At 62.5% G+C, this 21,611-nt stretch carries 24 protein-coding genes and 3 tRNA genes; 19 read left to right on the forward strand and 8 right to left on the reverse strand.

What is annotated here, in order from left to right; genetic code table 11:
- From cydB to AC0KXH_RS06475, 5 genes are all read left to right on the forward strand, one after another.
- Entirely contained in the window at positions 1-1,143 is a 1,143-nt protein-coding gene (cydB, locus tag AC0KXH_RS06455) for a cytochrome d ubiquinol oxidase subunit II (protein WP_224109645.1), read from the forward strand.
- 151 nt (positions 1,144-1,294) lie between these two features.
- On the forward strand, positions 1,295-1,420 hold the full coding sequence (gene cydX, locus AC0KXH_RS06460; protein WP_041106309.1) for a cytochrome bd-I oxidase subunit CydX: 126 nt from the start codon (positions 1,295-1,297) through the stop codon (positions 1,418-1,420).
- On the forward strand, positions 1,401-1,703 hold the full coding sequence (locus tag AC0KXH_RS06465) for a cyd operon YbgE family protein (RefSeq protein WP_041106307.1): 303 nt from the start codon (positions 1,401-1,403) through the stop codon (positions 1,701-1,703). The genes cydX and AC0KXH_RS06465 overlap by 20 nt, the downstream gene beginning before the upstream one ends.
- A 115-nt stretch (positions 1,704-1,818) precedes the next feature.
- Entirely contained in the window at positions 1,819-2,457 is a 639-nt protein-coding gene (locus tag AC0KXH_RS06470; protein ID WP_041106304.1) for a C40 family peptidase, read from the forward strand.
- Positions 2,458-2,536: 79 nt separating this feature from the next.
- Positions 2,537-3,058 carry a C40 family peptidase gene (locus AC0KXH_RS06475; RefSeq protein WP_312570438.1) on the forward strand — a complete coding sequence of 174 codons (522 nt, stop codon included), beginning with the start codon at positions 2,537-2,539 and terminating at the stop codon, positions 3,056-3,058.
- An 8-nt stretch (positions 3,059-3,066) separates the two neighbouring features.
- On the opposite strand, the gene AC0KXH_RS06480 is transcribed toward AC0KXH_RS06475, so the two are convergent.
- From AC0KXH_RS06480 to AC0KXH_RS06500, 5 genes are all read right to left on the reverse strand, one after another.
- Positions 3,067-3,873 carry a metallophosphoesterase family protein gene (locus AC0KXH_RS06480; RefSeq protein ID WP_041106300.1) on the reverse strand — a complete coding sequence of 269 codons (807 nt, stop codon included), beginning with the start codon at positions 3,871-3,873 and terminating at the stop codon, positions 3,067-3,069.
- Between the two features lie 159 nt (positions 3,874-4,032).
- Entirely contained in the window at positions 4,033-5,127 is a 1,095-nt protein-coding gene (gene modC / locus AC0KXH_RS06485) for a molybdenum ABC transporter ATP-binding protein (RefSeq protein WP_061341010.1), read from the reverse strand.
- Positions 5,124-5,807: a molybdate ABC transporter permease subunit gene (modB, locus tag AC0KXH_RS06490; RefSeq protein WP_061338531.1), complete on the reverse strand. Its 684-nt coding sequence runs from the start codon at positions 5,805-5,807 to the stop codon at positions 5,124-5,126. Before modB ends, modC begins: the two co-directional genes overlap by 4 nt.
- Before the next feature lies 1 nt (position 5,808).
- Complete coding sequence (gene modA / locus AC0KXH_RS06495; protein WP_488224374.1) at positions 5,809-6,552, reverse strand: molybdate ABC transporter substrate-binding protein; 744 nt, start codon at positions 6,550-6,552, stop codon at positions 5,809-5,811.
- 12 nt (positions 6,553-6,564) lie between these two features.
- Positions 6,565-7,377 carry a TOBE domain-containing protein gene (locus AC0KXH_RS06500; RefSeq protein WP_488224375.1) on the reverse strand — a complete coding sequence of 271 codons (813 nt, stop codon included), beginning with the start codon at positions 7,375-7,377 and terminating at the stop codon, positions 6,565-6,567.
- A gap of 147 nt (positions 7,378-7,524) precedes the next feature.
- Here AC0KXH_RS06500 and AC0KXH_RS06505 point away from each other — a divergent pair, with 147 nt between their 5' ends.
- Positions 7,525-8,070, forward strand: a complete 546-nt coding sequence (locus AC0KXH_RS06505; protein ID WP_312570442.1) for a glutathione peroxidase — start codon at positions 7,525-7,527, stop codon at positions 8,068-8,070.
- A 44-nt stretch (positions 8,071-8,114) separates the two neighbouring features.
- Here AC0KXH_RS06505 and AC0KXH_RS06510 read toward each other — a convergent pair whose 3' ends face one another.
- Positions 8,115-9,407 (reverse strand): OmpP1/FadL family transporter, encoded by a 1,293-nt coding sequence (locus tag AC0KXH_RS06510; protein ID WP_488224376.1) that lies wholly within the window; start codon positions 9,405-9,407, stop codon positions 8,115-8,117.
- Here AC0KXH_RS06510 and AC0KXH_RS06515 point away from each other — a divergent pair.
- Positions 9,349-9,504 carry a hypothetical protein gene (locus tag AC0KXH_RS06515; protein ID WP_235366432.1) on the forward strand — a complete coding sequence of 52 codons (156 nt, stop codon included), beginning with the start codon at positions 9,349-9,351 and terminating at the stop codon, positions 9,502-9,504. The two genes, AC0KXH_RS06510 and AC0KXH_RS06515, sit on opposite strands and share 59 nt — an antisense overlap.
- 113 nt (positions 9,505-9,617) lie before the next feature.
- Here the strand turns inward: AC0KXH_RS06515 and AC0KXH_RS06520 are convergent, their stop codons facing one another.
- Positions 9,618-10,460, reverse strand: coding sequence for a sulfurtransferase (locus AC0KXH_RS06520; protein WP_488224377.1), 843 nt, complete (start codon positions 10,458-10,460; stop codon positions 9,618-9,620).
- 134 nt (positions 10,461-10,594) lie between these two features.
- On the opposite strand from AC0KXH_RS06520, the gene rnd reads away from it, so the two are divergent.
- From rnd to AC0KXH_RS06575, 11 genes are all read left to right on the forward strand, one after another.
- The gene (rnd, locus tag AC0KXH_RS06525) at positions 10,595-11,719 is read left to right on the forward strand and encodes a ribonuclease D (RefSeq protein WP_312940281.1); all 1,125 of its coding nucleotides are present in this window, start codon (positions 10,595-10,597) and stop codon (positions 11,717-11,719) included.
- Positions 11,716-12,009 (forward strand): YcgL domain-containing protein, encoded by a 294-nt coding sequence (locus AC0KXH_RS06530; protein ID WP_041106284.1) that lies wholly within the window; start codon positions 11,716-11,718, stop codon positions 12,007-12,009. Before rnd ends, AC0KXH_RS06530 begins: the two co-directional genes overlap by 4 nt.
- Before the next feature lie 87 nt (positions 12,010-12,096).
- Complete coding sequence (locus AC0KXH_RS06535) at positions 12,097-12,492, forward strand: hypothetical protein (protein WP_224109652.1); 396 nt, start codon at positions 12,097-12,099, stop codon at positions 12,490-12,492.
- A gap of 100 nt (positions 12,493-12,592) precedes the next feature.
- Positions 12,593-13,042, forward strand: coding sequence for a YcgN family cysteine cluster protein (locus AC0KXH_RS06540; protein WP_041106280.1), 450 nt, complete (start codon positions 12,593-12,595; stop codon positions 13,040-13,042).
- A gap of 55 nt (positions 13,043-13,097) precedes the next feature.
- The gene (locus AC0KXH_RS06545) at positions 13,098-14,315 is read left to right on the forward strand and encodes a hypothetical protein (protein WP_488224378.1); all 1,218 of its coding nucleotides are present in this window, start codon (positions 13,098-13,100) and stop codon (positions 14,313-14,315) included.
- Positions 14,316-14,563: 248 nt separating this feature from the next.
- Entirely contained in the window at positions 14,564-17,188 is a 2,625-nt protein-coding gene (alaS, locus tag AC0KXH_RS06550) for an alanine--tRNA ligase (RefSeq protein WP_488224379.1), read from the forward strand.
- Positions 17,189-17,281: 93 nt separating this feature from the next.
- Positions 17,282-18,517, forward strand: coding sequence for an aspartate kinase (locus AC0KXH_RS06555; protein WP_043219228.1), 1,236 nt, complete (start codon positions 17,282-17,284; stop codon positions 18,515-18,517).
- A gap of 179 nt (positions 18,518-18,696) precedes the next feature.
- Positions 18,697-18,882 carry a carbon storage regulator CsrA gene (csrA, locus tag AC0KXH_RS06560; protein ID WP_003283978.1) on the forward strand — a complete coding sequence of 62 codons (186 nt, stop codon included), beginning with the start codon at positions 18,697-18,699 and terminating at the stop codon, positions 18,880-18,882.
- A 62-nt stretch (positions 18,883-18,944) separates the two neighbouring features.
- Positions 18,945-19,035 (forward strand) — tRNA-Ser (locus tag AC0KXH_RS06565).
- 82 nt (positions 19,036-19,117) lie between these two features.
- Positions 19,118-19,194 (forward strand) — tRNA-Arg (locus tag AC0KXH_RS06570).
- Between the two features lie 64 nt (positions 19,195-19,258).
- Positions 19,259-19,335, forward strand: a tRNA-Arg gene (locus AC0KXH_RS06575).
- A 41-nt stretch (positions 19,336-19,376) separates the two neighbouring features.
- On the opposite strand, the gene bamE is transcribed toward AC0KXH_RS06575, so the two are convergent.
- Complete coding sequence (gene bamE / locus AC0KXH_RS06580; RefSeq protein ID WP_200628224.1) at positions 19,377-19,862, reverse strand: outer membrane protein assembly factor BamE domain-containing protein; 486 nt, start codon at positions 19,860-19,862, stop codon at positions 19,377-19,379.
- A gap of 313 nt (positions 19,863-20,175) precedes the next feature.
- Here bamE and mgtE point away from each other — a divergent pair, with 313 nt between their 5' ends.
- Positions 20,176-21,609 carry a magnesium transporter gene (gene mgtE, locus AC0KXH_RS06585; RefSeq protein ID WP_200628225.1) on the forward strand — a complete coding sequence of 478 codons (1,434 nt, stop codon included), beginning with the start codon at positions 20,176-20,178 and terminating at the stop codon, positions 21,607-21,609.
- Positions 21,610-21,611: the final 2 nt, after the last annotated feature.

Consider the following 21,611-nt stretch of genomic DNA (forward strand, 5'->3'; position numbering starts at 1 on the left):
ATGTTCGATTACGAAGTGCTCAAACTCGTATGGTGGGTGCTGATCGGTGTGCTCCTGATCGGCTTCGCCCTGACCGATGGCTTCGACATGGGCGCCATGGCGCTGATGCCCTTCGTCGGCAAGACCGACAACGAGCGGCGCGCGGCGATCAATACGATTGCGCCGCACTGGGACGGCAACCAGGTGTGGTTCATCACCGCCGGTGGCGCGCTGTTCGCCGCCTGGCCGATGGTCTATGCGGTGGCGTTCTCCGGGCTGTACTGGGCCATGTTGCTGGTGCTGTTCGCGCTGTTCTGCCGGCCGGTGGGCTTCGACTATCGCAGCAAGGTCGAAGACCCGCGCTGGCGCAATGCCTGGGACTGGGCGCTGTTCGTCGGTGGTGCGGTGCCGGCGCTGGTGTTCGGCGTGGCCTTCGGCAACCTGTTTATCGGGCTGCCGTTCCAGCTCGACGAGCTGATGCGCTCGACCTACCAGGGCTCGTTCTTTGCGTTGCTCAATCCGTTTGCGCTGCTCTGTGGCATCGTCAGCCTGAGCATGCTCTGCGCTCACGGCGGTGCCTGGCTGATGCTTCGCACCGATGGCGCACTGGGCGAGCGCTCGCGCCAGGCGACGCGGTTGTGCGCACTGGTGTTTCTGCTCGGCTTCCTCGCCGCGGGTGCCTGGCTGGCGCTGGGCATTCAGGGCTTCAGCCAGCTGTCGGTGAGTGACCCGGGCGCGGCGCTCAATCCGCTGCTGGACAAGCAGGTGGCGCAGGACAATGTCGGCTGGTTGGCCAACTACGGTCGCTATCCGCTGACCCTCATCGCGCCCATCGCCGGCGTGGTCGGTGCCTTGCTGGCACTGCTTGGCTCGACCCGCAACCACGGTGGCGTAAGTTTTCTCGGCACCAGCCTGATGATCGTCGGCAGCATCTGCACTGCCGGGTTCGCGCTGTTTCCGTTCGTTTTCCCGTCGAGCCTGGACCCGGCATCGAGCCTGACCTTGTGGGACGCGGTGTCGAGCCACAAGACCTTGGGGATCATGTTTGTGGTGGCGTGCATCTTCGTGCCACTGATCCTCTGCTACACGCTCTGGAGCTATGTGCGGATGTGGGGGCGGATCAACCAGCAGACCATCGAAGCCAATCCGCATGGCCTGTATTGAGATACCCGGCGTTTGCGCAACGCCGGTTCGCGGCGCACCTGCGCCGTCCTTAATTCAAGCGGGTGGGCAACGGCTGTCCTCGCGCGGTATTTCCGGCTTGTACGGCGCTGCCTGCTTCACCGGTGCCCATCCGGGCCAAGGAGAATGAACGATGTGGTACTTCACCTGGATTCTTGGCGTGTTGCTGGCCTGCAGCTTCGGCATCATCAACGCGCTCTGGCTGGAGGCTACCCAGGACCTCGATGCACCGGCGAATGATGAACACGCCCGGCGCTGAGTCAGCATTCGTGTACCGGCCGGCCGCGCGCACGCTGTCCTTGCTGCTGGCCAGCCCGCTGGCGCTGTTGCTGCTGATCCATCCGGCCGCGATGCTCGATGGCCAGGGTGGCTATAGCCATCCGCAACTGCTGCTGGTGATGTGGGGCATCTCGGCGGGCTTCGTTCATGGCGTCGGGTTCGTTCCGACCAACCGCCCGGTGCGTTGGGGCCTCGGGCCGCTGCCGGCCTGGGGCCTGTGCGCGCTGGGCTATTGGATTCTGGCTCGAGCGCTGCTGGGGTAGCGGCGCTAGACGATTTGTCGCAGTTCATTCGTCACAATTGGACCAATGAAATTTGCTTATCGCTCCGATAGGCGGCATAGTCGCGCGATTCCAATTTCCAGACACGGTCGTGCCCATGCGCTCACGCTTCGCACCCCTCGTGCCTTTCGCACTCATCGCACTGCTGTCGGCCTGCGCCGGCCAGCAGCTTCAGCCCGAACCCGCGCAGCCCAGCGTTTCGGCGCGTGGCTCTGCCAGCACCGAAATCGACTTCGACGCCATCTTCGCCCCGGTGCATGCCGAACAGGCTTCGCCTGGCGAACTGCATGCCGACGGTGGCTATCAGTTGCCGCAGCTGGCCGACAGCGTGATCGAGCTTGGCTTTTCACTGATGGGCACGCCCTACCGTTACGGTGGCACGTCGGCCAAGACCGGTTTCGACTGCAGCGGCTTCGTCAACTTCGTTTTTCGCAAGGAAGCGGGCCTCGAACTGCCGCGCTCCACGCGCGAACTGATCAATCTCGACGCACCCTTGGTCAAGCGCGACGAGCTCGAACCTGGCGACGTGGTGTTCTTCAACAATCGCGGTCGGGGGCGCGTCAGCCACGCCGGTATCTATATCGGTGACGATCGCTTCATTCATTCCGCCAGTCGTCGCAGTGGCGGCGTACGGGTAGACAGCCTGGACGACAAGTACTGGCGCAGCAGTTACCTGGAAGCCAAGCGCGTGCTCGCGCTGGCGCCTGATCTGCCGAGCGCTACCGTTCACCGCTGAGCCATTTTCCCTTGCATGGGGTTGCACCGATCCAGCGGTGCCGGCAGAGTGATGGCTCATTTGCCAGGATCGCTCTGCCATGCCCCTTCCGGCTCGCCTCACGATCATTCTTCTGGCCGCGCTGCTGACCGCCTGCGCCGGTCGCAGCCCTGTCCTCGAGTCCAGCGGCGTACTGCCTGAACCCGTTTCCGCTACCGCTGCCAATGACGTGCTGTTTCGTGCGCTGGGGCTCGTCGGTACGCCTTATCGTTATGGCGGCAACACGCCGGACAGCGGGTTCGATTGCAGCGGGCTGATCGGCTACGTCTATCGTGATGCCGCCGGCCTCGCTCTGCCGCGAACGACGCAGCAGATGAGTCAGGCCCAGGGCGCGAATGTACGGCGTGAGGCGCTGCAGGCCGGCGATCTGGTGTTCTTCGCCACCAGTGGCGGGCGCCGCGTCAGCCACGCCGGAATCTACGTCGGCGAAGGCCGTTTCGTGCATGCGCCGTCCAGTGGCGGCACCGTTCGCCTCGACAGCCTGGGCAACCGCTACTGGAACAAGACTTATCTTGGCGCCAAGCGCGTGCTCGGCAACCCCGCGCTGGCACGCAACCCTTGATGTCGCGGCTACGGCCAGCCCAGATTGAAGTGCGAGCCGAGGACGAAGTGATCGTCGAGCATGTCCCAGCGCTCCACGCAGACTTTCTTGGCCTCGCCGGGGTGCAGCTTCAGCCGGTTGAACGAGTTGGGCGAGGTGCCGCGCAGGCGCGAGGATAGCGTCGTCCCGGCCTGAACCATCCAGATCTCCCGAGACAGCGCGGGATACTGCTTGGACAGCGGCAGCACGTAGGGCAGATGAATGTGCCCGCCCATCACCAGATCCAGACCACAGTCGGCCCAGCCCTGCAGCGCATCTGCTGCGCCATGCTGCAGGTTGCGCAGGTCGCTCGGCAGCATGGCGCCGAAGGGCTGGTGGGCGACGACGATGCGCAGCTTCTTGGCAGAGGTCGCCTGCAGACGGCGGGTCACTGCGGCTCGCTGCGCGGCGGTGATCGCGCCATCCTTGTGGCGCCTTGGGTGGGTGGTATTGAGCCCGATCACCAGGGCGTCGTCATTTTCGAACACCGGCTCGAGCTCATTGCCGAAGTGCCGGCGATAGTTGCGATACGGCGTCAGAAAGCGAGCGAACAGGTTGTACAGCGGGATATCGTGGTTGCCGGGTATGACCAACGTGCGCGGCACGCCATAGCCTTCGAGACGGCGGACAAAGGCCTCGGCGGCAGCGAACTGGCTGCGACGGGCGCGCTGGGTGATGTCGCCGGAAAACACCAACAGGTCGACCGCATGCTCGCGCACGTGCCGTTCGAGCGCCTCGACGACATGCGGCTGTTCGGTGCCGAAGTGAGTGTCGGAAATCTGCAGGATGCTGGTCATCGGCCGGACTGTTCCTTGGGTCTGCTGGCGGTCTTCGCATGATTGCTGTAGGGGCCCGATGGCAACCCTCAGCGGGCGCTGCCCTCTATTCGAAGCCGCCGGTCGATTCGATGTTCCCGGCATCGGCGCACCAGATGCAAGCGCAGGTTGCCGGAGCGATCAGGCCAGCAGGGCGACGGTCTTGATCTGGGCCCAGAGCGACAGCCCTGGCGCGATCCGCAGCTGATCGAGCGAACGCCTGGTGATACGGGCAAGCAGCGGCGTTCCGCCTGCTTCCAGGCGGACCAGTACGTGTGCTGGCGAATCGGCCGCGGCAATCGCTACCACGCGCGCGGGCAGCAGGTTGGTGATGCTGGTGCCCGCGGCGCGTTCCAGCGCAAGGCTGACATCCCGCGCATGGACGCGGAAGCGCAACCGGCTGCCGGGAGGCTCGTGGCGTCGAGCGACGAGCACCTCGCCACCTGCAAAGGCCAGGCGGGTGAGGTGGTAATGGTCGTCGTGACCGGCGACTTGCGACTCGACCACCACGCCGGCGTCTTCCTGCAGGGCGATCGGCAGATCCAGGCGCGCCAGGGTTGCCTGCAGCTCGCCCTGGGCGACGACGCGGCCCTGTTCGAGCAGTACCAGGTGATCGGCGAGCTGCGCGACCTCATCCGGCGAGTGGCTGACGTAGAGGATCGGAATGGCAAGCTCGCCATGCAGGCGCTCGAGATACGGCAGGATTTCACGGCGTCGCGGCAGGTCCAGGGCGGCCAGTGGTTCGTCCATCAGCAGCAGACGTGGACTGGTGAGCAGGGCGCGGGCAATTCCGACGCGCTGGCGCTCGCCGCCGGAGAGGCGGGCGGGCATGCGTTGCAGCAGGTGCTCGATTCCCAGGAGGTCGATGGCCTGCTCCCAGGCGATGCGCCGGGAAGACGCAGCGACGCGGCGCATGCCGTATTCCAGGTTGCGGCGCACCGACAGATGCGAGAACAGATTGGCGTCCTGGAAGACATAGCCGATGGCGCGGCGATGCGTGGGGGTGAACCAGCCGCGTTCGGTGTCCTGCCAGCACTCGCCGTTGACCGACAGCTGGCCATACGCCGCCTGCTCCAGGCCGGCGACGCAGCGCAGGCAGGTGGTTTTGCCAGAGCCGGACGGACCGAACAGCGCGGTAATGCCGCTACCTGGAAGCGCGAGGTCCACGTCCAGCGAAAAGCCTGAGTAGCTGAGGCGAAAACGCGCCTGAATGCCTGAGCTGTCGGCCGGGCTCATCCCTGCCACCCCGCGCGGCCGCGTCCGCTGTAGAGAAACAGCAGCACGGCGAAGGAAAACAACAGCATGCCGCCGGCCAGCCAGTGCGCCTGGGCATACTCCATCGCTTCGACATGGTCGTAGATCTGCACCGAAACCACACGGGTCTGCTGCGGGATGTTGCCGCCCAGCATCAGCACGACACCGAACTCGCCGACCGTGTGGGCGAAGCCGAGAATGCTTGCACTCACGAAACCGGGGCGGGCCAGCGGCAGTACCACGCTGAAGAACCGGTCCCAGGGGCTGGCGCGCAGCGTGGCGGCAGCTTCCAGGGGCTGTTCGCCAATTGCCTGGAACGCATTCTGCAGTGGCTGGACCACGAACGGCATCGAGTACAAGACCGAACCCACCACCAGGCCGGAAAAGGTGAAAGGCAGTGTGCCGAGGCCGAGCGCCTGGGTCAGCTGACCGATGGCGCCTTGCGGGCCGAGCACGACGAGCAGGTAGAAGCCGAGCACGGTCGGCGGTAACACCAGTGGAAGGGCCACCACGGCGCCGATCGGCCCCTTCAGTGGTGAACGCGTGCGCGCCAGCCACCACGCCAGCGGTGTGCCGAGCAGCAGCAAGAGCAGGGTCGTCAGGCCGGCCAGCTTCAGCGTGAGCCAGATCGCAGCCAGTGCCGCGTCGTCCAGGTGCGGCATGTCAGGGAACCCGATAGCCGTAGCGCTCGATCACCTCGCGGGCTTCCGGTCCGCGAAGAAAGGCCAGCAGGGCGACAGCGGCGGGATTGCCGGCGCCGCGTTCGAGCAGAGCGGCGTCCTGGCGAATCGGCCGATGGTAATTGCCTGGCACCAGCCAGCCGCCATCGGGTTCGCCGTTCCGAATGACCTGCGACAAGGCGACGAAGCCGAGCTCGGCGTTGCCGCTTGCCACGAACTGATGCGTCTGCGCGATGTTCTCGCCCTGGACCAGGCGTGCCCGCAGTGGCTCGGCGAGGCCAAGATGCTCGAGGGTGTCCATCGCCGCGGCACCGTAGGGTGCGGTCTTCGGATTGGCGGCGGCCAGATGGCGGAAGTCCCCGGTCTTCAGCGCGTTTTCGTCGAGGGCCTTACGGCTTGGCGACCAGAGCACCAGGCGGCCAATGGCATAGGTAAAGCGGCTGCTCTCAACGGCGTCGCCTTCCTGCGCCAGGCGTGCGGGGATCTTGTCGTCGGCAGCCAGCAGCACGTCGAAGGGGGCGCCATTGCGAATCTGCGCGTAGAACTTGCCGGTTGCGCCGAACGCAAGGCGCGCCTGATGGCCGCTGGCCTGCTCGAACAGCGCCGACAGTTCGCGCATCGGCGCGGCGAAATTCGAGGCGACGGCAACCTGAACCTCGTCGGCCTGGCAGGCGAGCGCTGGAAGCGCGGCCAGCAAGAATGCGGCAAGGACGTGGCGAAGGGACATGGGCGACTCCTTTCAATCGGTGGCGAGAATGACCTGCGAGGCCTTGATCAAGGCGGTGCAGGGCTGCCCGACGGTCAGTTGCAGCTCTTCGGCGGACTCGTTGGTAATCACCGCGCCAAGCGTGCGATTGCCGGGGAGGCTGAGCTTGACTTCGCAATTGACCGCGCCTGGCCGCAACGTGGTGATGGTGCCGTGCAGGCGATTGCGCGCGCTGATGCGGATCTGCGGGTCGGGTGAGAGCAGCACGAAACTTGCCTTGATCAGGGCGATCGCCGGGCTGCCAATGCCAAGCTGCAGTTCGTCGATGCTGTCGTTCGTCAGGGTGGCGGTGATCGTTTGTCCGGCTCCGATATCCAGTGTCACGCTGCCGTTGACGGCGCCTTTCTCGAGGCTGCTGACGGTGCCGCGTAACTGGTTGCGGGCGCTGGTTTTCATGGCAATGGCCTTGAGCAGTCGATCGATATCGTCAAAGTCCTCGATGCCCAGTGCGACCTGCTCGAGGAACCGTTCGTACTCGCGCTGCATGCGTCGCCACACGTGCAGCATTTGCCGGCCGAACTCGGTTAGCCGGGTTCCACCGCCGCCGGCACCGCCGGTCGAGCGCACCACCAGCGGCCGTTCGGACAGATTGTTCATCGCATCCACGGCATCCCAGGCGGCCTTGTAGCTGATGCCGGCTGCCTTGGCGGCGCGGCTGATCGAACCGGTCGCTTCGATCTGTTCCAGCAGGTCGATTCGCTTGCCGCTCAGATAGCCTTTGTCGCTGCGGTTGAAGCGCAGTTCGCCATCGATCTGCAATGTGGGAGGGAGGCGTTTGCTGGCCATGCGGTGCTCCATCGGATTGGGCGCATTCTGGTCTCGTTATATTCTTCTGTATATAGCGCACCGAATTTCGGTTGGCTTGGTGGCGGAGGGTTTGCGGCAGCCCGCAACCGACGCTAGCTTGTGAGCAGACCGTTCGGAGGCATGGCTATGAGACATCGATTCTGGTTTGGCGCCTGTCTGGCTCTGGCGGCGGGCGCCATACAGGCGGGCGAATGCCCGGCACTGCTGCAACATGAGTTACCCGAGTTGCGCTCCAAGGGGCAGGTCAATTTCTGCGAGCGCTTTGCCGGCAAGGCTTTGCTCGTCGTCAATACTGCGAGCCACTGCGGCTTTACGCCCCAGTTCAAGGGATTGGAGGCGCTTTATCAGCGTTACCGGGAGCAGGGGCTGGAGGTCGTCGGCGTACCGTCCGATGACTTTTTTCAGGAGGATGATGACGCCGCCGAAACGGCGAAGGTCTGCTACGTCAATTATGGCGTCACCTTCACCATGACAGCCGAGCAACCGGTGCGTGGCGATGATGCGACCCCGTTGTTCCGCGAACTGGCCGAACAGGCCGGGCGCGCGCCGCGCTGGAATTTCTACAAATACGTGGTGGACCGCGAGGGGCGCGTGGTGGCGTCGTTCTCGAGCAAGGTCACGCCTGACGACCCGGAGTTGCTCGCCGCCGTCGAGAAAGCGCTGGGCAAATAGTCGTCTTTAAAGGAAAACCCCGGCCGAAGCCGGGGTTGATTGCATCAGAAGCGGTAACTCAAGGCAGCGCCGAAGCCGTGAGCGCTGTTCTCGTACTTCGAGCTGTAGCTCTGGCCGACAGCACCACCTGCATAGGTTTTGCTTTGGTCGATGCTGACTTCTTCTTCCATCAGGTAGGAGTAGGCCAGGTCCACGGTGATGTCTTCTGTCGGACTCCAGCCGAGACCCACGCTGACTGCCGTACGGTCGCCAGTGGGGATTCGCGGAGAGCGATGGGTGTTATTCGCCGGGCTCTGATCGAAGGCAAGGCCGGTACGCAGCGTCCATTGCGGATTCAGCTTGTAGGCGGCGCCCAAGGCGTAGGACCAGGTGTCATGCCAATCCTGCTCCTCGGTGATGGTGCCGAATTGGCCGGCCGCGGCCGCGCCCACGCCTTCATTCTCCACGGTGATCTCTTCGAGCCGGCTCCAGCGCGTCCACATGGCGCCAGCATAGAGCGTCCAGTTGGCGTTCAGCTCGTGCGTGATGGAGACGTCCACGGATTCGGGGGTTTCGAGGTCCAGGGACGCATCGTATTCGCCGTAAGCGTTAATGCTCAAACCCGGGATGCCGTTGCCCAGCACCGGATCGCTGCCCGACACTTTGGTGTCGCCTTCGAGCTTGTAGTCCACGCTCGAGTGGTAGGTGATACCGGCGCGCGTGTGCGGAGTGAATTCGTAGAGCAAGCCGGCGTTGAAGCCAAGCGCGGTGTCGTCGCCCTCGATTTTCACCCGGCTGTCATTCGGGCCGGCGATACCCGGCACTGCGCTTTCCAGTTGACCGTCGATACGGTTGATGGTCGGGCCAAAGCCGATCGACAGTTTCTCGTTGAAGCGGTAGCTCACCGTTGGCTGGACGGTGATTACCCGGACCTCGCTGTAGTCGCCGAAATAACGACCCTGGAAGCCACCCTCATAGTCGGTGATCAGGCCGAACGGCACGTAGACGCCGACGCCCAGCGCCCACTTGTCATCGATCGGCTTGACGTAGTAGCCCATCGGGACGGCGGTCGTCGGCACCATGTCGCCATCGTTGCTGCCGCTCGTGGGGCCGCCGATAAGGGTGGGGCCGGCCCCGTTGAAAAAGCTGCCGGAGGCATCGTCGATATCCGTCTTGGCATGAATCGCCGCCATGCCGAAGCTGACTTCCTCACGCTTGAGGCGAGCCATGCCCGCCGGGTTGCCGAACAAGGTGGTAGCGTCATCGGCAGACGAGGAGCGGCCGGCGAAGGAGGTGCCCATGCCACTGATGCTCTGCTCGTTGAGCGCGAAGCCGGAAGCCATCAGCTGGGTGGACATTGCACTTACGGCCACTGCGAGAGCGGTTTTCAACCATCTTGTTTTCATTGTGTACTCCTCAGGTAAAAGCGGCTCGGAACCTACCAACTTTGTCTGAGCAGCAGCAAACGAAAGAGTGCAATTTTTCGTAAATACGGCGACGATCGGTCGTAAATACCTGCAAAAGTCAAGGTGATTGTGAAACCGTCAATCCTCTTGGTGACCGATTGGTCAGGAATCGCCGCGTTCCACCGGTCGTGCGGGGTCTGTGATCCACTCGCTCCATGAGCCGGCATACAGGCGCGGCAGGCCAAGCCCTGCCAGGGACATGGCGAACAGATTGTGGCAAGCCGTTACGCCCGATCCGCAATAGGCAACGAGGGGCCGAGCGTCGCCGTCGCTGATCGATAGAAAGCGCTGACGCAGTTGGTCTGGGGCGAGGAAGCGCCCGTCGCCGCCGAGATTCTCGCTGAACGGTGCGCAGATGGCGCCCGGAATGTGGCCTGCCACCGGGTCCAGGGGCTCGACATCGCCACGGAATCGCGGCTGTGCGCGGGCGTCGAGCAGCTGGAAATCCGCTAGCTGTCGCGCCAGTTCTGTGGCTTCGATCAGCATCTGCGGGTCCGGCTGGCCGGTGAACGTTCCGCATTCTGCGGAGCACTCATGAGCCTCCAGTGGCAGACCAGCCTGTCGCCAGGCGGCAAGCCCTCCATCGAGCAGATAGACATCGTTGCGCTTGCCGAGCCAGGCCAGCAGCCACCAGGCGCGTGCGGCAAAGGCGCCGGGGCCGTCGTCGTAGAGCACGATGCGGCTGTCGTTGTCGACGCCGATTTCACGCAATCGGCGTATCAGCCGCTGCGGCTCCGGCAACGGATGGCGCCCGGTCACGCCGGGTTCCACCGGGCCGGAGAGATCGCGCTCCAGATCCAGGAAGCGCGCGCCCGGCAGATGGCCTTCGAGATAGCTGCGCTGGCCATGGCTGGGGTCTTCAAGGGCAAAGCGGCAATCGATCAGCAGGCTCTGCGGCAGGCTGTCGGCCAGTTGCTGGGCGGTGATCAGGCGTGCAAGCGACATAGGGAGCTCCTTGGCAAGAGCGGAAACACTAGCAGGCCTCCGGTGAGGCAGAAACGCCTGATGCCGGTAACTGGCGATATACTGCCGGCCTCGTTCGGCCGTACGGCGGTCGTCCGCCGAAACAAGGAGGCCGAGTGGCCATCGAAACCCAATGGGTGCTGGATGATGAGCATCTGACCCGTCTGTGCGATGCCTGGCGGCAGCTGTCGTTCGTCGCGCTGGACACCGAATTCATGCGTGTCGACACCTTTTATCCCATCGCCGGCCTGATTCAGGTGGGTGATGGTCGCTGCGCCTACCTCATCGATCCATTGCGGATCAGCGACTGGTCCGCGTTCTGCGGGCTGCTCGAGGACGAGCGCGTGACCAAGGTGCTGCATGCCTGCAGCGAGGATCTGGAGGTCTTGCTGCGGCTGACCGGCAGCCTGCCTTCGCCACTGTTTGATACGCAGCTCGCGGCCGGCTACCTCAACATCGGTTTTTCGATGGGCTATTCGCGGCTGGTGCACGCGGTGCTCGGTATCGAGCTGCCGAAGGGGGAGACGCGCTCGGACTGGCTGCAACGCCCTCTTAGCGAAATGCAGGTGCGCTACGCCGCCGAAGACGCCCAGCACCTGGCTGAACTCTACCTGGCGCTGCTGCCCAGGCTGGATTCGAGCAAGCGTGCCTGGATACTCGAGGATGGCGAAGAGCTGGTCGCCAACCTGCGTCGTCATAGCGATCCGCTGGAGGCCTATCGTGAGGTCAAGCAGGCCTGGCGGCTCAAGCCGCAGCAGCTTGCGGTCCTGCGCGCCTTGACCGCCTGGCGTGAAAGCGAGGCGCGAGCGCGCAACCAGCCGCGCAACCGTATCCTGCGTGAGGCGAGCCTTTGGCCGCTGGCGCGCACCCAGCCGAAGGATCTGGTTGCGCTGGCACGGATCGAGGATATGCATCCACGTACCGTGCGTCAGGATGGCGAGACGATTCTCGCGCTGATTGGCGAGGCTGCAGCGTCAGACGCGGCGACCTGGCCGGCACCGCTGCCTGAGCCATTGCCGTTGGAGGCCGGCGGCCTGCTGAAAAAACTGCGTGCGGTAGGCCAGCGAGAGGCTGAGCGTCTGGACATTGCGCCCGAGCTGATGCTGCGCAAGAAATCCCTCGAGGCGCTCATAAAGAGCGGCTATCCACAGGGTCCCTATCGCCTGCCCGACTCGTTGCGCGGATGGCGGCGCGAGCTCATGGGGCAGGCTCTGCTCGACGTTATGGAACATAAGCAATGAAATTGATCTGCTCGGTGTACAAGAGTCCGCGCAAGCGCGAGATGTATCTCTACGTGGAAAAGAAGGATGCGCTCAAACGCGTCCCCGAGGCTCTGCTGGCTGCTTTCGGCCCGCCGCAGCTGGCGTTCGATCTGGTCCTGAGCCCTGAGCGAAAGCTGGCCCGCGAGGACGTCGACAAGGTGCTGGCGAATGTGCGTGAGCAGGGCTACCACCTGCAGATGCCGCCACCGGAGGAGGAATACATCGAGCATCTGCCCGACGAGTTGCTGCGGATGAACGATCCCGTCTGAATCGCTCGTGAAATTGTTCTCACGCAAGGCCGGCTGGCAGACCAAGGCTATGCTTGCTTTGGGTTGGAACACTCGAGGAGAAGCACGATGGACGCCCGTTCGATTTTGCTGGGTGCGCTGATGCTGGGCGCGGCGGTAGGGGCCTCGGCGCAGGATGCCGCAACCGATGATTCCGCTTGGCAGAAGCACTGGCAGCAGATGCAGGAATATCGCCAGGCGTGGCGCCAGGCCAAGACGCCTGAAGAGCGCATGAAGTTGCGCGAACAGCACTGGCGGAGCATGCAGTCCGGCGCGGGAATGATGGGCGGCTGCCCGCTGGGTGGCCCCGGCGCCGGAGGCATGGGGATGCAGGGCGGTGCGGGCATGGGCCCGGGTGCGTTCGGCGGCGCACCGACCAAGGAAGTGCTCGACATGCGCATTCAGCGCATGGAACAGCTGCTCGAGCAGATGCGCAGTCATCGGCAGATGCTCGACAAGCAGTAGCGTGACGCAAGGTCACCGCACACTGACCATGGCAGGGTCACGCTTGGCCGTGCCATGGCCAGTCGCTAGACTTGCCTCTTTGCAATAGCGGTGACTAAGCATGGCGGCAAAGGTCGAACCTTTCTGGAAGCGCAAGACGCTGGCCCAGCTCGACAAAGAAGAGTGGGAATCGCTTTGCGATGGCTGTGGCTTGTGTTGCTTGCAGAAACTGGAGGATGAGGAAGACGGCAGCGTCTACTACACCCGCATCGCCTGTCGCCTGCTCGACCTTCAGAGCTGCCGCTGTACCGATTATTCCAATCGACGTGCCAGCGTTCCGGACTGCATCGAACTCAGCGTGCGCGATGCGGCTGAGTTCAAATGGCTGCCGCCCACCTGCGCCTATCGGCTGGTGGGTGAAGGAAAGGATCTCCCTCTTTGGCATTACTTGGTCTGCGGCGACCGCGAGCAGGTGCATGCCGAGCGCATCTCCCAGGCCGGTCGCATGCTCGCCGAGGGCAGCGTGCCTGAGCAGGAGTGGGAGGCGCATCTGATTTTCCGCGCAGGGTGAATCCGTATCCCTCGCTAGCGTCATAGCTGAATCCACTCCCAGGAGTCATATCCGAATGCGCGCCCGTCTGCTGACGCTGTTTTCACTGCTGCTGTGTGTCGTCTCCGCCCAGGCGGCCCAGCGTGTCGATCTCGACTATCAGGTACGGCTTATGCCGCAGGACGACCAGGCGGAAGTCCGGTTGGTTCTGGAACGGGGCAAAGTGATACGTAGCCTCGATCTGAACCTCGGCGATGAAGGGCGTTACAGCGATTTCGAGGCGGATGGGGAGTGGATTCAGGAGCAGGCCGGCCGCGGTGTCTGGAAGCCAGCGAACGGCAAGGCGCAGCTCAGGTATCGCGTTCGCCTCAGTCATCAGCGCGAGAATGGCCGTTTCGATGCGCGCATGACCGATAGCTGGGCGCTGTTTCGTGGCGATGATCTGGTACCGTCGGCGCACCTGGACGAAGTCGATGGCACTGAGTTGGTGGCGCGACTGCAGTTCGAACTCCCCGAGGGATGGAAAAGCGTCGAAACGGGCTGGAAGCGCATCGGCAAGAACCGCTTCCGCATCGATAACCCCGAGCGCATTTTTGATCGTCCGACCGGCTGGATTCTCGCAGGCAAGCTGGGCACGCGTCGTGCCCGGCTAGGCGAGACCGATGTCACTGTGGCGGCGCCGGTAGGGGAGGGCGTGCGACGCATGGACATCCTGACGATGCTGACCTTTGTCTGGCCGGAGTTGCAGAATGTCTTCCCGCGCGACCCCGCCAAGCTGCTCATCGTCGGCGCAGGCGATCCGATGTGGCGCGGCGGTCTGTCCGGCCCCAACTCGCTCTACATGCATGCTGACCGACCACTGGTAAGCGAGAACGGCACCAGCTCGCTGGTGCATGAGTTGGTGCACGTGTTCAGTCGCATCAGTGATGCCGATCGCAGCGACTGGATCAGCGAAGGGCTCGCCGAGTACTACGCGATCGAGTTGGTGCGGCGCGCTGGTGGGCTCAGTGAGGATCGCTATCGGATCGTGCGCGAACATCTGGCCAAATGGAGCCGAGGCGTCAGCAGTCTGCGCACCGAGCACTCGACCGGGCCGGTCACGGCGCGTGCCGTGCTGATGCTGCAGGATCTGGATCGCGAGATTCGTCAGCGCAGCAAAGGGCGGCATTCGCTTGACGACGTGAGCCGCGGGCTGATGCGGTTGGACAAGGTCACCACGAACGACTTCATCGACATTACCGAAACCATGCTCGGCGGCGCGGCGAAGACACTTGACATGGACTTGCTGCGCTGACAGCTCGATGCGGGGAGGGGCAGGGCAGCCGTTACCGGCCTCGCTCCGCACAAACGGTGCGTTCTGCCCCTGTCAGGCCTTGTCGAATCGCTTGATTCTATTGCGCCGATCCCCTATACCCGGCGCGCAGGCCCGATATAATGCGGCCCTTTGCCGACTACCTGCTCGGGGTAGTTGTGAATCGCTCGGCGGTGCCGCCACCTCGTGGCGTTTTGCAGCCGTTCGGCCGCCGTCTTCTGGAAGAAATTATGAAAAGCGCAGAAATCCGTGAAGCCTTCCTCCGCTTCTTCGAAGAGAAGGGCCATACCCGCGTCGCCTCCAGCTCGCTGATTCCGGCGAACGATCCGACCCTGCTGTTCACCAATGCCGGCATGAACCAGTTCAAGGACTGCTTCCTCGGCCTGGAGAAGCGCGCCTACACCCGCGCGACCACCAGCCAGAAGTGCGTGCGTGCCGGTGGCAAGCACAACGACCTGGAGAACGTCGGTTATACCGCGCGCCATCACACCTTCTTCGAGATGCTCGGCAACTTCAGCTTTGGCGATTACTTCAAGCGCGACGCGATTCACTTTGCCTGGGAATTTCTCACCAGTGACAAGTGGTTGGAGCTGCCCAAGGAAAAGCTGTGGGTCACCGTCTATGCCACCGATGACGAGGCCTACGACATCTGGACCAAGGAAGTCGGCGTGCCGGCCGAGCGCATGGTGCGGATCGGTGACAACAAGGGCGCCCCATATGCATCGGACAACTTCTGGGCGATGGGCGACACCGGCCCCTGTGGTCCCTGCACCGAGATTTTCTTCGACCACGGCGAGCACATCTGGGGCGGCCCGCCCGGCTCTCCTGAAGAAGACGGCGACCGTTACATCGAGATCTGGAACAACGTGTTCATGCAGTTCAATCGCACTGCAGATGGTGTGCTGCATCCATTGCCGGCACCAAGCGTCGATACCGGCATGGGGCTCGAGCGCATCAGTGCAGTACTCCAGCACGTCAACTCGAACTACGAGATCGACCTGTTCCAGAGCCTGCTGAACGCTGCGGCTGATGCGATCGGCTGCCGCAACGAGGGGCAGGCGTCATTGAAGGTGGTTGCCGATCACATTCGCTCCTGCGGTTTTCTGATTGCCGATGGGGTGACTCCGTCGAACGAGGGGCGTGGCTATGTGCTGCGGCGGATCATTCGTCGAGCGTGTCGCCACGGCAACAAGCTCGGCGCCAAGGGCGCCTTCTTCCACAAGATCGTGGCTGCACTGGTTGCGGAAATGGGCGACGCATTTGCCGAGTTGCGCCAGCAGCAGGCGCATATCGAGCGGGTGCTGCGCAATGAAGAAGAGCAGTTCGCCAAGACGCTCGAACAGGGGCTGCGAATCCTCGAGCAGGATCTCGCTTCGCTCGAGGGTAGCGTCATTCCGGGGGGCGTGGTGTTCAAGCTGTACGATACCTACGGCTTCCCTGTCGACCTGACCAATGACATCGCTCGCGAGCGCAACCTTACATTGGACGAAGCCGGCTTCGAACGTGAGATGGAGGCCCAGCGCGAGCGGGCTCGTTCTGCCAGCGCCTTTGGCATGGATTACAACAGCCTGGTCAAGATCGAAGGTGAAACCGAGTTCCGCGGCTATCAAACGACGCGTGATGCCGGCAAGGTCGTCGCGTTGTTCAAGGAAGGTATGTCGGTACAGAAACTGACGGCGGGCGAGGAGGGCGTCGTGGTGCTGGATCGCACCCCGTTCTACGCCGAGTCCGGTGGCCAGGTCGGCGATTGCGGCTACCTTACTGCCGAGGGGGTGCGCTTCGATGTTCGTGACACCACCAAGGCGGGCGCGGCGTTTCTGCATCATGGCGTTCTCGACAGTGGTTCGCTGGAAGTCGGTGCGCAGATCGAGGCGGTCGTGGATGACTCCGTACGCCAGTCGACGGCGCTGAACCACTCGGCGACCCACCTGCTGCATGCGGCGCTGCGCAAGTTGCTGGGCGAACATGTGAGCCAGAAGGGTTCGCTTGTCGACAGCCAGCGCCTGCGTTTCGACTTCAGTCACTTCGAAGCCATTCGCCCCGAGCAGATCAAGGCGCTGGAGGACCTGGTCAACGCTGAGATTCGCCGCAATACCGCCGTCGAGATCGAGGAAACGGACATCGATACGGCCAAGTCCAAAGGCGCGATGGCGCTCTTTGGCGAGAAGTACGGCGATACGGTCCGCGTTCTTTCCATGGGCGGCGGGTTCTCCGTCGAGCTTTGCGGCGGTACGCACGTTGCGCGTACCGGCGATATCGGCCTGTTCAAGATCATCAGCGAAGGCGGTGTTGCCGCGGGCGTGCGTCGTATCGAGGCGGTGACCGGGGCAGCGGCGCTGGCCTACCTGAACCAGGCTGAGGAGCAGCTTCGGGAGGCCGCCGGCCTGGTCAAGGGCAGTCGCGATAACCTGCTCGACAAGCTCGCCGGTGTATTGGAGCGCAATCGCCAGCTGGAAAAGGAGCTCGAGCAGCTCAAAGCGAAGGCTGCCAGCGCCGCGGGTGATGATCTGGCTGGCTCGGCGATCGATGTCGGGGGCGTCCGGGTGCTTGCAGCACGTCTGGATGGGCTCGATGGCAAGGCGTTGCTGGCCCTGGTCGATCAGCTGAAGAACAAGCTCGGTAGTGCGGTGATCCTATTGGGCGGTGCGCAGGAAGATAAAGTCGTGCTCGTGGCGGGCGTCACCCAGGATCTGACCACGCGCTTCAAGGCTGGCGAGCTGATGAAGCAGGCTGCGGCGGCAGTGGGCGGCAAGGGCGGTGGGCGTCCGGACATGGCTCAGGGCGGCGGCACCGATGTCGGCGCCCTCGACGACGCGCTGGCACTGGCTGCGAAGTTCGTCGAGCAGGGATTCTGAAAGAGGTGTTGCTGTATCCGCCGAGCGTCCATTCGCTCGGCGGGGGATGAATGACAGGTCAATGAACGCCCGTTTGGGCATAGGCGGCATGAAATGGCTTTGATCGTACAGAAGTTTGGCGGTACTTCCGTCGGCACCGTCGAGCGTATCGAGCAGGTGGCAGAGAAGGTCAAAAAGTTTCGCGATGCCGGTGACGACATCGTGGTAGTGGTTTCGGCCATGAGCGGCGAGACGAACCGCCTGATCGATCTGGCCAAGCAGATCAGTGAGCAGCCGGTGCCGCGTGAGTTGGACGTCATGGTGTCCACCGGGGAGCAGGTCACCATCGCCTTGCTGGCCATGGCGCTGATCAAGCGCGGCGTACCGGCCGTGTCCTATACCGGTAATCAGGTGCGCATCCTGACCGACAGTGCCTTCACCAAGGCGCGCATTCTGCAGATCGATTCGCAGCGCATTCAGCGCGACCTCAAGGCTGGACGGGTCGTCGTGGTAGCAGGCTTCCAGGGTGTCGATGAGAAAGGCAACATTACGACCCTCGGCCGTGGCGGTTCGGACACGACCGGAGTGGCGTTGGCCGCGGCACTGAAGGCTGACGAGTGCCAGATCTACACTGACGTGGACGGCGTTTACACCACGGACCCGAGGGTTGTCGCCAAAGCGCAGCGGTTGGACAAGATCACCTTCGAAGAAATGCTGGAAATGGCTAGCCTGGGCTCGAAGGTCCTGCAGATCCGGGCAGTCGAGTTCGCTGGCAAGTACAGCGTACCGCTGCGGGTGCTGCACAGCTTTCAGGAGGGTCCGGGGACCCTCATTACCCTTGATGAAGAGGAATCCATGGAACAGCCCATCATTTCCGGCATCGCTTTCAATCGCGACGAAGCCAAGCTCACCATCCGTGGGGTGCCGGATACTCCCGGTGTGGCGTTCAAGATCCTCGGTCCGATCAGCGCCGCAAACGTCGAAGTCGACATGATCGTGCAGAACGTGGCGCACGATAACACCACAGACTTCACCTTCACCGTGCACCGTAACGACTATAACAACGCCTTGAAAATCCTGAACGCCATCGCTCAACAGATGGGGGCGCGCGAAGTCATTGGTGATACTGACATCGCAAAAGTGTCTATCGTGGGCGTTGGCATGCGCTCGCATGCCGGTGTGGCGAGTCGTATGTTCGAGGCGCTGGCCAAGGAGAACATCAACATCCAGATGATCTCGACGTCAGAGATCAAGGTGTCGGTGGTGATCGAAGAGAAGTATCTGGAGCTGGCTGTGCGCGCCTTGCATACCGCTTTCGAACTGGACGCGCCTGCTGGTTCGGCAGAATAGTCGTCAGAAGGCCCGTTTTAGCGCGCCTTCTGTCGTGTTGGCCTGCCGTCGAGGAACTTTAGCGTCCCGCGTGCTGGTCAATAGCTGGTGTAAGGCTTTTGGCTATATGTCTGACGGACAATATCCGTTTTTATTCTTTGCAGACTGCTTACTGACTGAATCCGTTTAAGGAGAAAGGAATGCTGATTCTGACTCGCCGGGTCGGAGAGACCCTGATGGTGGGTGACGACGTTACCGTCACCGTGTTGGGCGTAAAGGGGAACCAGGTACGTATCGGCGTGAACGCACCCAAGGAGGTTGCGGTGCATCGCGAGGAGATTTACCAGCGGATCCAGAAAGAAAAGGACCAGGAACCAAGCCACTAATTTTTATGTAATTTTTGGCTTTGCAAACGGGGTAAAGATCGGTATTATGCGCCCCGTGTTGCGGAGAGGTGGCCGAGTGGCCGAAGGCGCTCCCCTGCTAAGGGAGTACACCTCAAAAGGGTGTCGGGGGTTCGAATCCCCCCTTCTCCGCCATATTGCATGATCGGGTGGCTTGTCAGAGTGCTTTGTTGCTCTTGACGCTAAGGTTTACCACCCTATAATGCGCACCCTTAGCGCACTCATAGCTCAGCTGGATAGAGTACTCGGCTACGAACCGAGCGGTCGGAGGTTCGAATCCTCCTGAGTGCGCCATATCATGAAGTCTCGTTCTGCGGGGCTGATGAAGCCAGGGCGGTCTGGTTTAAAAAACGCACACGCACTCATAGCTCAGCTGGATAGAGTACTCGGCTACGAACCGAGCGGTCGGAGGTTCGAATCCTCCTGAGTGCGCCATTTGGAAAGGGCCTGCAGAAATGCAGGCCCTTTTTTATTGGCTAGCGCTTGGTGGTTACGCAGCCTTCGTTGTCGAGGGTGACGGTCCGGCTTCGTCCGCGCTCGCTCTCATAGCGCCACTGGGTCCTGCCGTTAGTTGTTGTCACCCTGTCAGGCGTGCCTAGGGCGCTCTGCACGTCCTCTTGGGTCATTCCAGGCACTATCCGTTTCTCGATGATGGCCCTTCGGCGATCTCTGCTGGTCAGCTGGCTTCCGCATTTGTCGTGATGAGTGCCGACGACTACGAGCTCTCTGGCTTCGCCTTGACTGGCGCGTGGCTTGCTTGAGGGCGCCCTACGCCTCGGATTGCTGTGGTCGGTGTTGCCGTGGCTGATCTTTTGCGGTTTGCCGATCGTTTCTTCGGGACAGCCCTGCTGGCGAAAGCTGACGTGGTTGGCGCTGTCGACGCAGCGGTAAACAGTGGTGGCATGTGCGCTGGTGCCTGCGCAGGCGAGCAGGCACCAGGCCAAAACGGTATGTCTTGGCATTCTCGTCCTCCGTGACGTTTGACTGGCTTGTCGAGCCTAGCGTTTCTTGCGTCGTGCGAGGGAAGGTGTCTTCGCCGCTCGTGATGACGTCGACACTGCAGGCGGCGGATTTGTGTTGCGCAACTACTTGTATTGTCACTGAAAGCTCGCATTGCTGAGCGGCTGCGGTGTTATCATTGCGCGGTCCGCCCCGTTGGGCTTGTAGAAACAAATCCCCTCATGGACTTACCCAGTAGTCGTTCCAAATTCCTGCCTGCCCGCTTGATTGTCTGATTCTCCCGGCGTGCCCCAGAGCTGGGGGTGGAGTACGCCCATGACCGAAGTAGAAGCCAAGAAGCCACAAGAAACACTACAGGATCGCCTGGCGCAGGTGCTCGAACTGTTGCATCGCCATGATCTTGCTGAGGTGCTCGCTCAGCAGCATGGCGGGGAATCACTGACGGATCCTGCTCAGATCGATGATCTCGCGCAGTTGCAGTTGAGGCTCGACGAGCTGCACCCTGCAGACGTTGCCCACATTCTCGAAGCGCTTCCGCTCGATGAGCGCCTCGCTGTCTGGCAGCTGGTCAAGACCGAGCGAGACGGCGATATCCTGCTTGAAGTGTCGGACGCGGTCCGTGAAACGCTGATCGCCGACATGGATGATCAGGAGCTTCTTGCGGCGGCCAAGGAGATGGACGCCGACGAGTTGGCTGATCTCGCGCCGGAGTTGCCTCGCGACGTCGTTCACGAGTTGATGGAAAGCCTGGACGCCCAGCAGCGCGAGCGCGTCCGCTCCGCATTGTCCTACGACGAGGACCAGGTCGGCGCGTTGATGGACTTCGAGATGGTGACCATCCGGGAAGATGTCAGTCTGGAAGTGGTATTACGCTATCTGCGTCGTCTCAAGGAGCTGCCAGGGCATACCGACAAGCTGTTTGTGGTCGATTACGACGGTGTGCTCAAAGGTGTGCTGCCGATAAAGCGGTTGCTGGTCAATGATCCCGAAAAACAAGTCGCCGAGGTGATGGCCACCGATCCGGTGACCTTCCATCCCGATGAAGATGCTTACGAGGCTGCGCAGGCGTTCGAGCGATACGATCTTGTTTCAACGCCCGTTGTCGATAAGGGGGGCAAGCTGATCGGGCGCCTGACCATCGATGAAATGGTCGACCTCATTCGCGAAGAGAGCGAGAGTGAAGTTCTCAACATGGCGGGCCTTCGCGAAGAGGAGGATATCTTCGCCTCGGTATGGAAGTCAGTGCGTAACCGTTGGGCCTGGCTCGCTGTCAATCTGGTCACTGCGTTTCTGGCTTCCCGTGTAATTGGGCTGTTTGATGGCTCGATCGAAAAGCTGGTCGCCCTGGCTGCGCTTATGCCGATCGTGGCGGGAATTGGCGGCAACTCCGGAAATCAAACCATCACCATGATCGTGAGGGCCATGGCGCTGGATCAGGTCGGTACAGGCAATACCCTGCGGCTGTTGCGCAAGGAGGCCGGCGTGGGGTTGGTCAACGGCCTGTTGTGGGGTGGGGTGATAGGTTTTGTCGCGTATTGGCTCTACGGTAACTGGGCGCTGGGCGTGGTGATGACTGCGGCAATGACGTTGAATTTGCTGCTGGCTGCGCTTATGGGGGTGCTGATTCCTATGACGTTGGCGCGGCTCGGGCGAGACCCAGCGATGGGTGCGAGCGTCATGATCACTGCGATGACCGACAGCGGTGGTTTTTTCATCTTCCTGGGGTTGGCGACACTGTTCCTGCTATAGGT

It is taken from the genome of Stutzerimonas sp. CXK-1 (assembly GCF_057738225.1).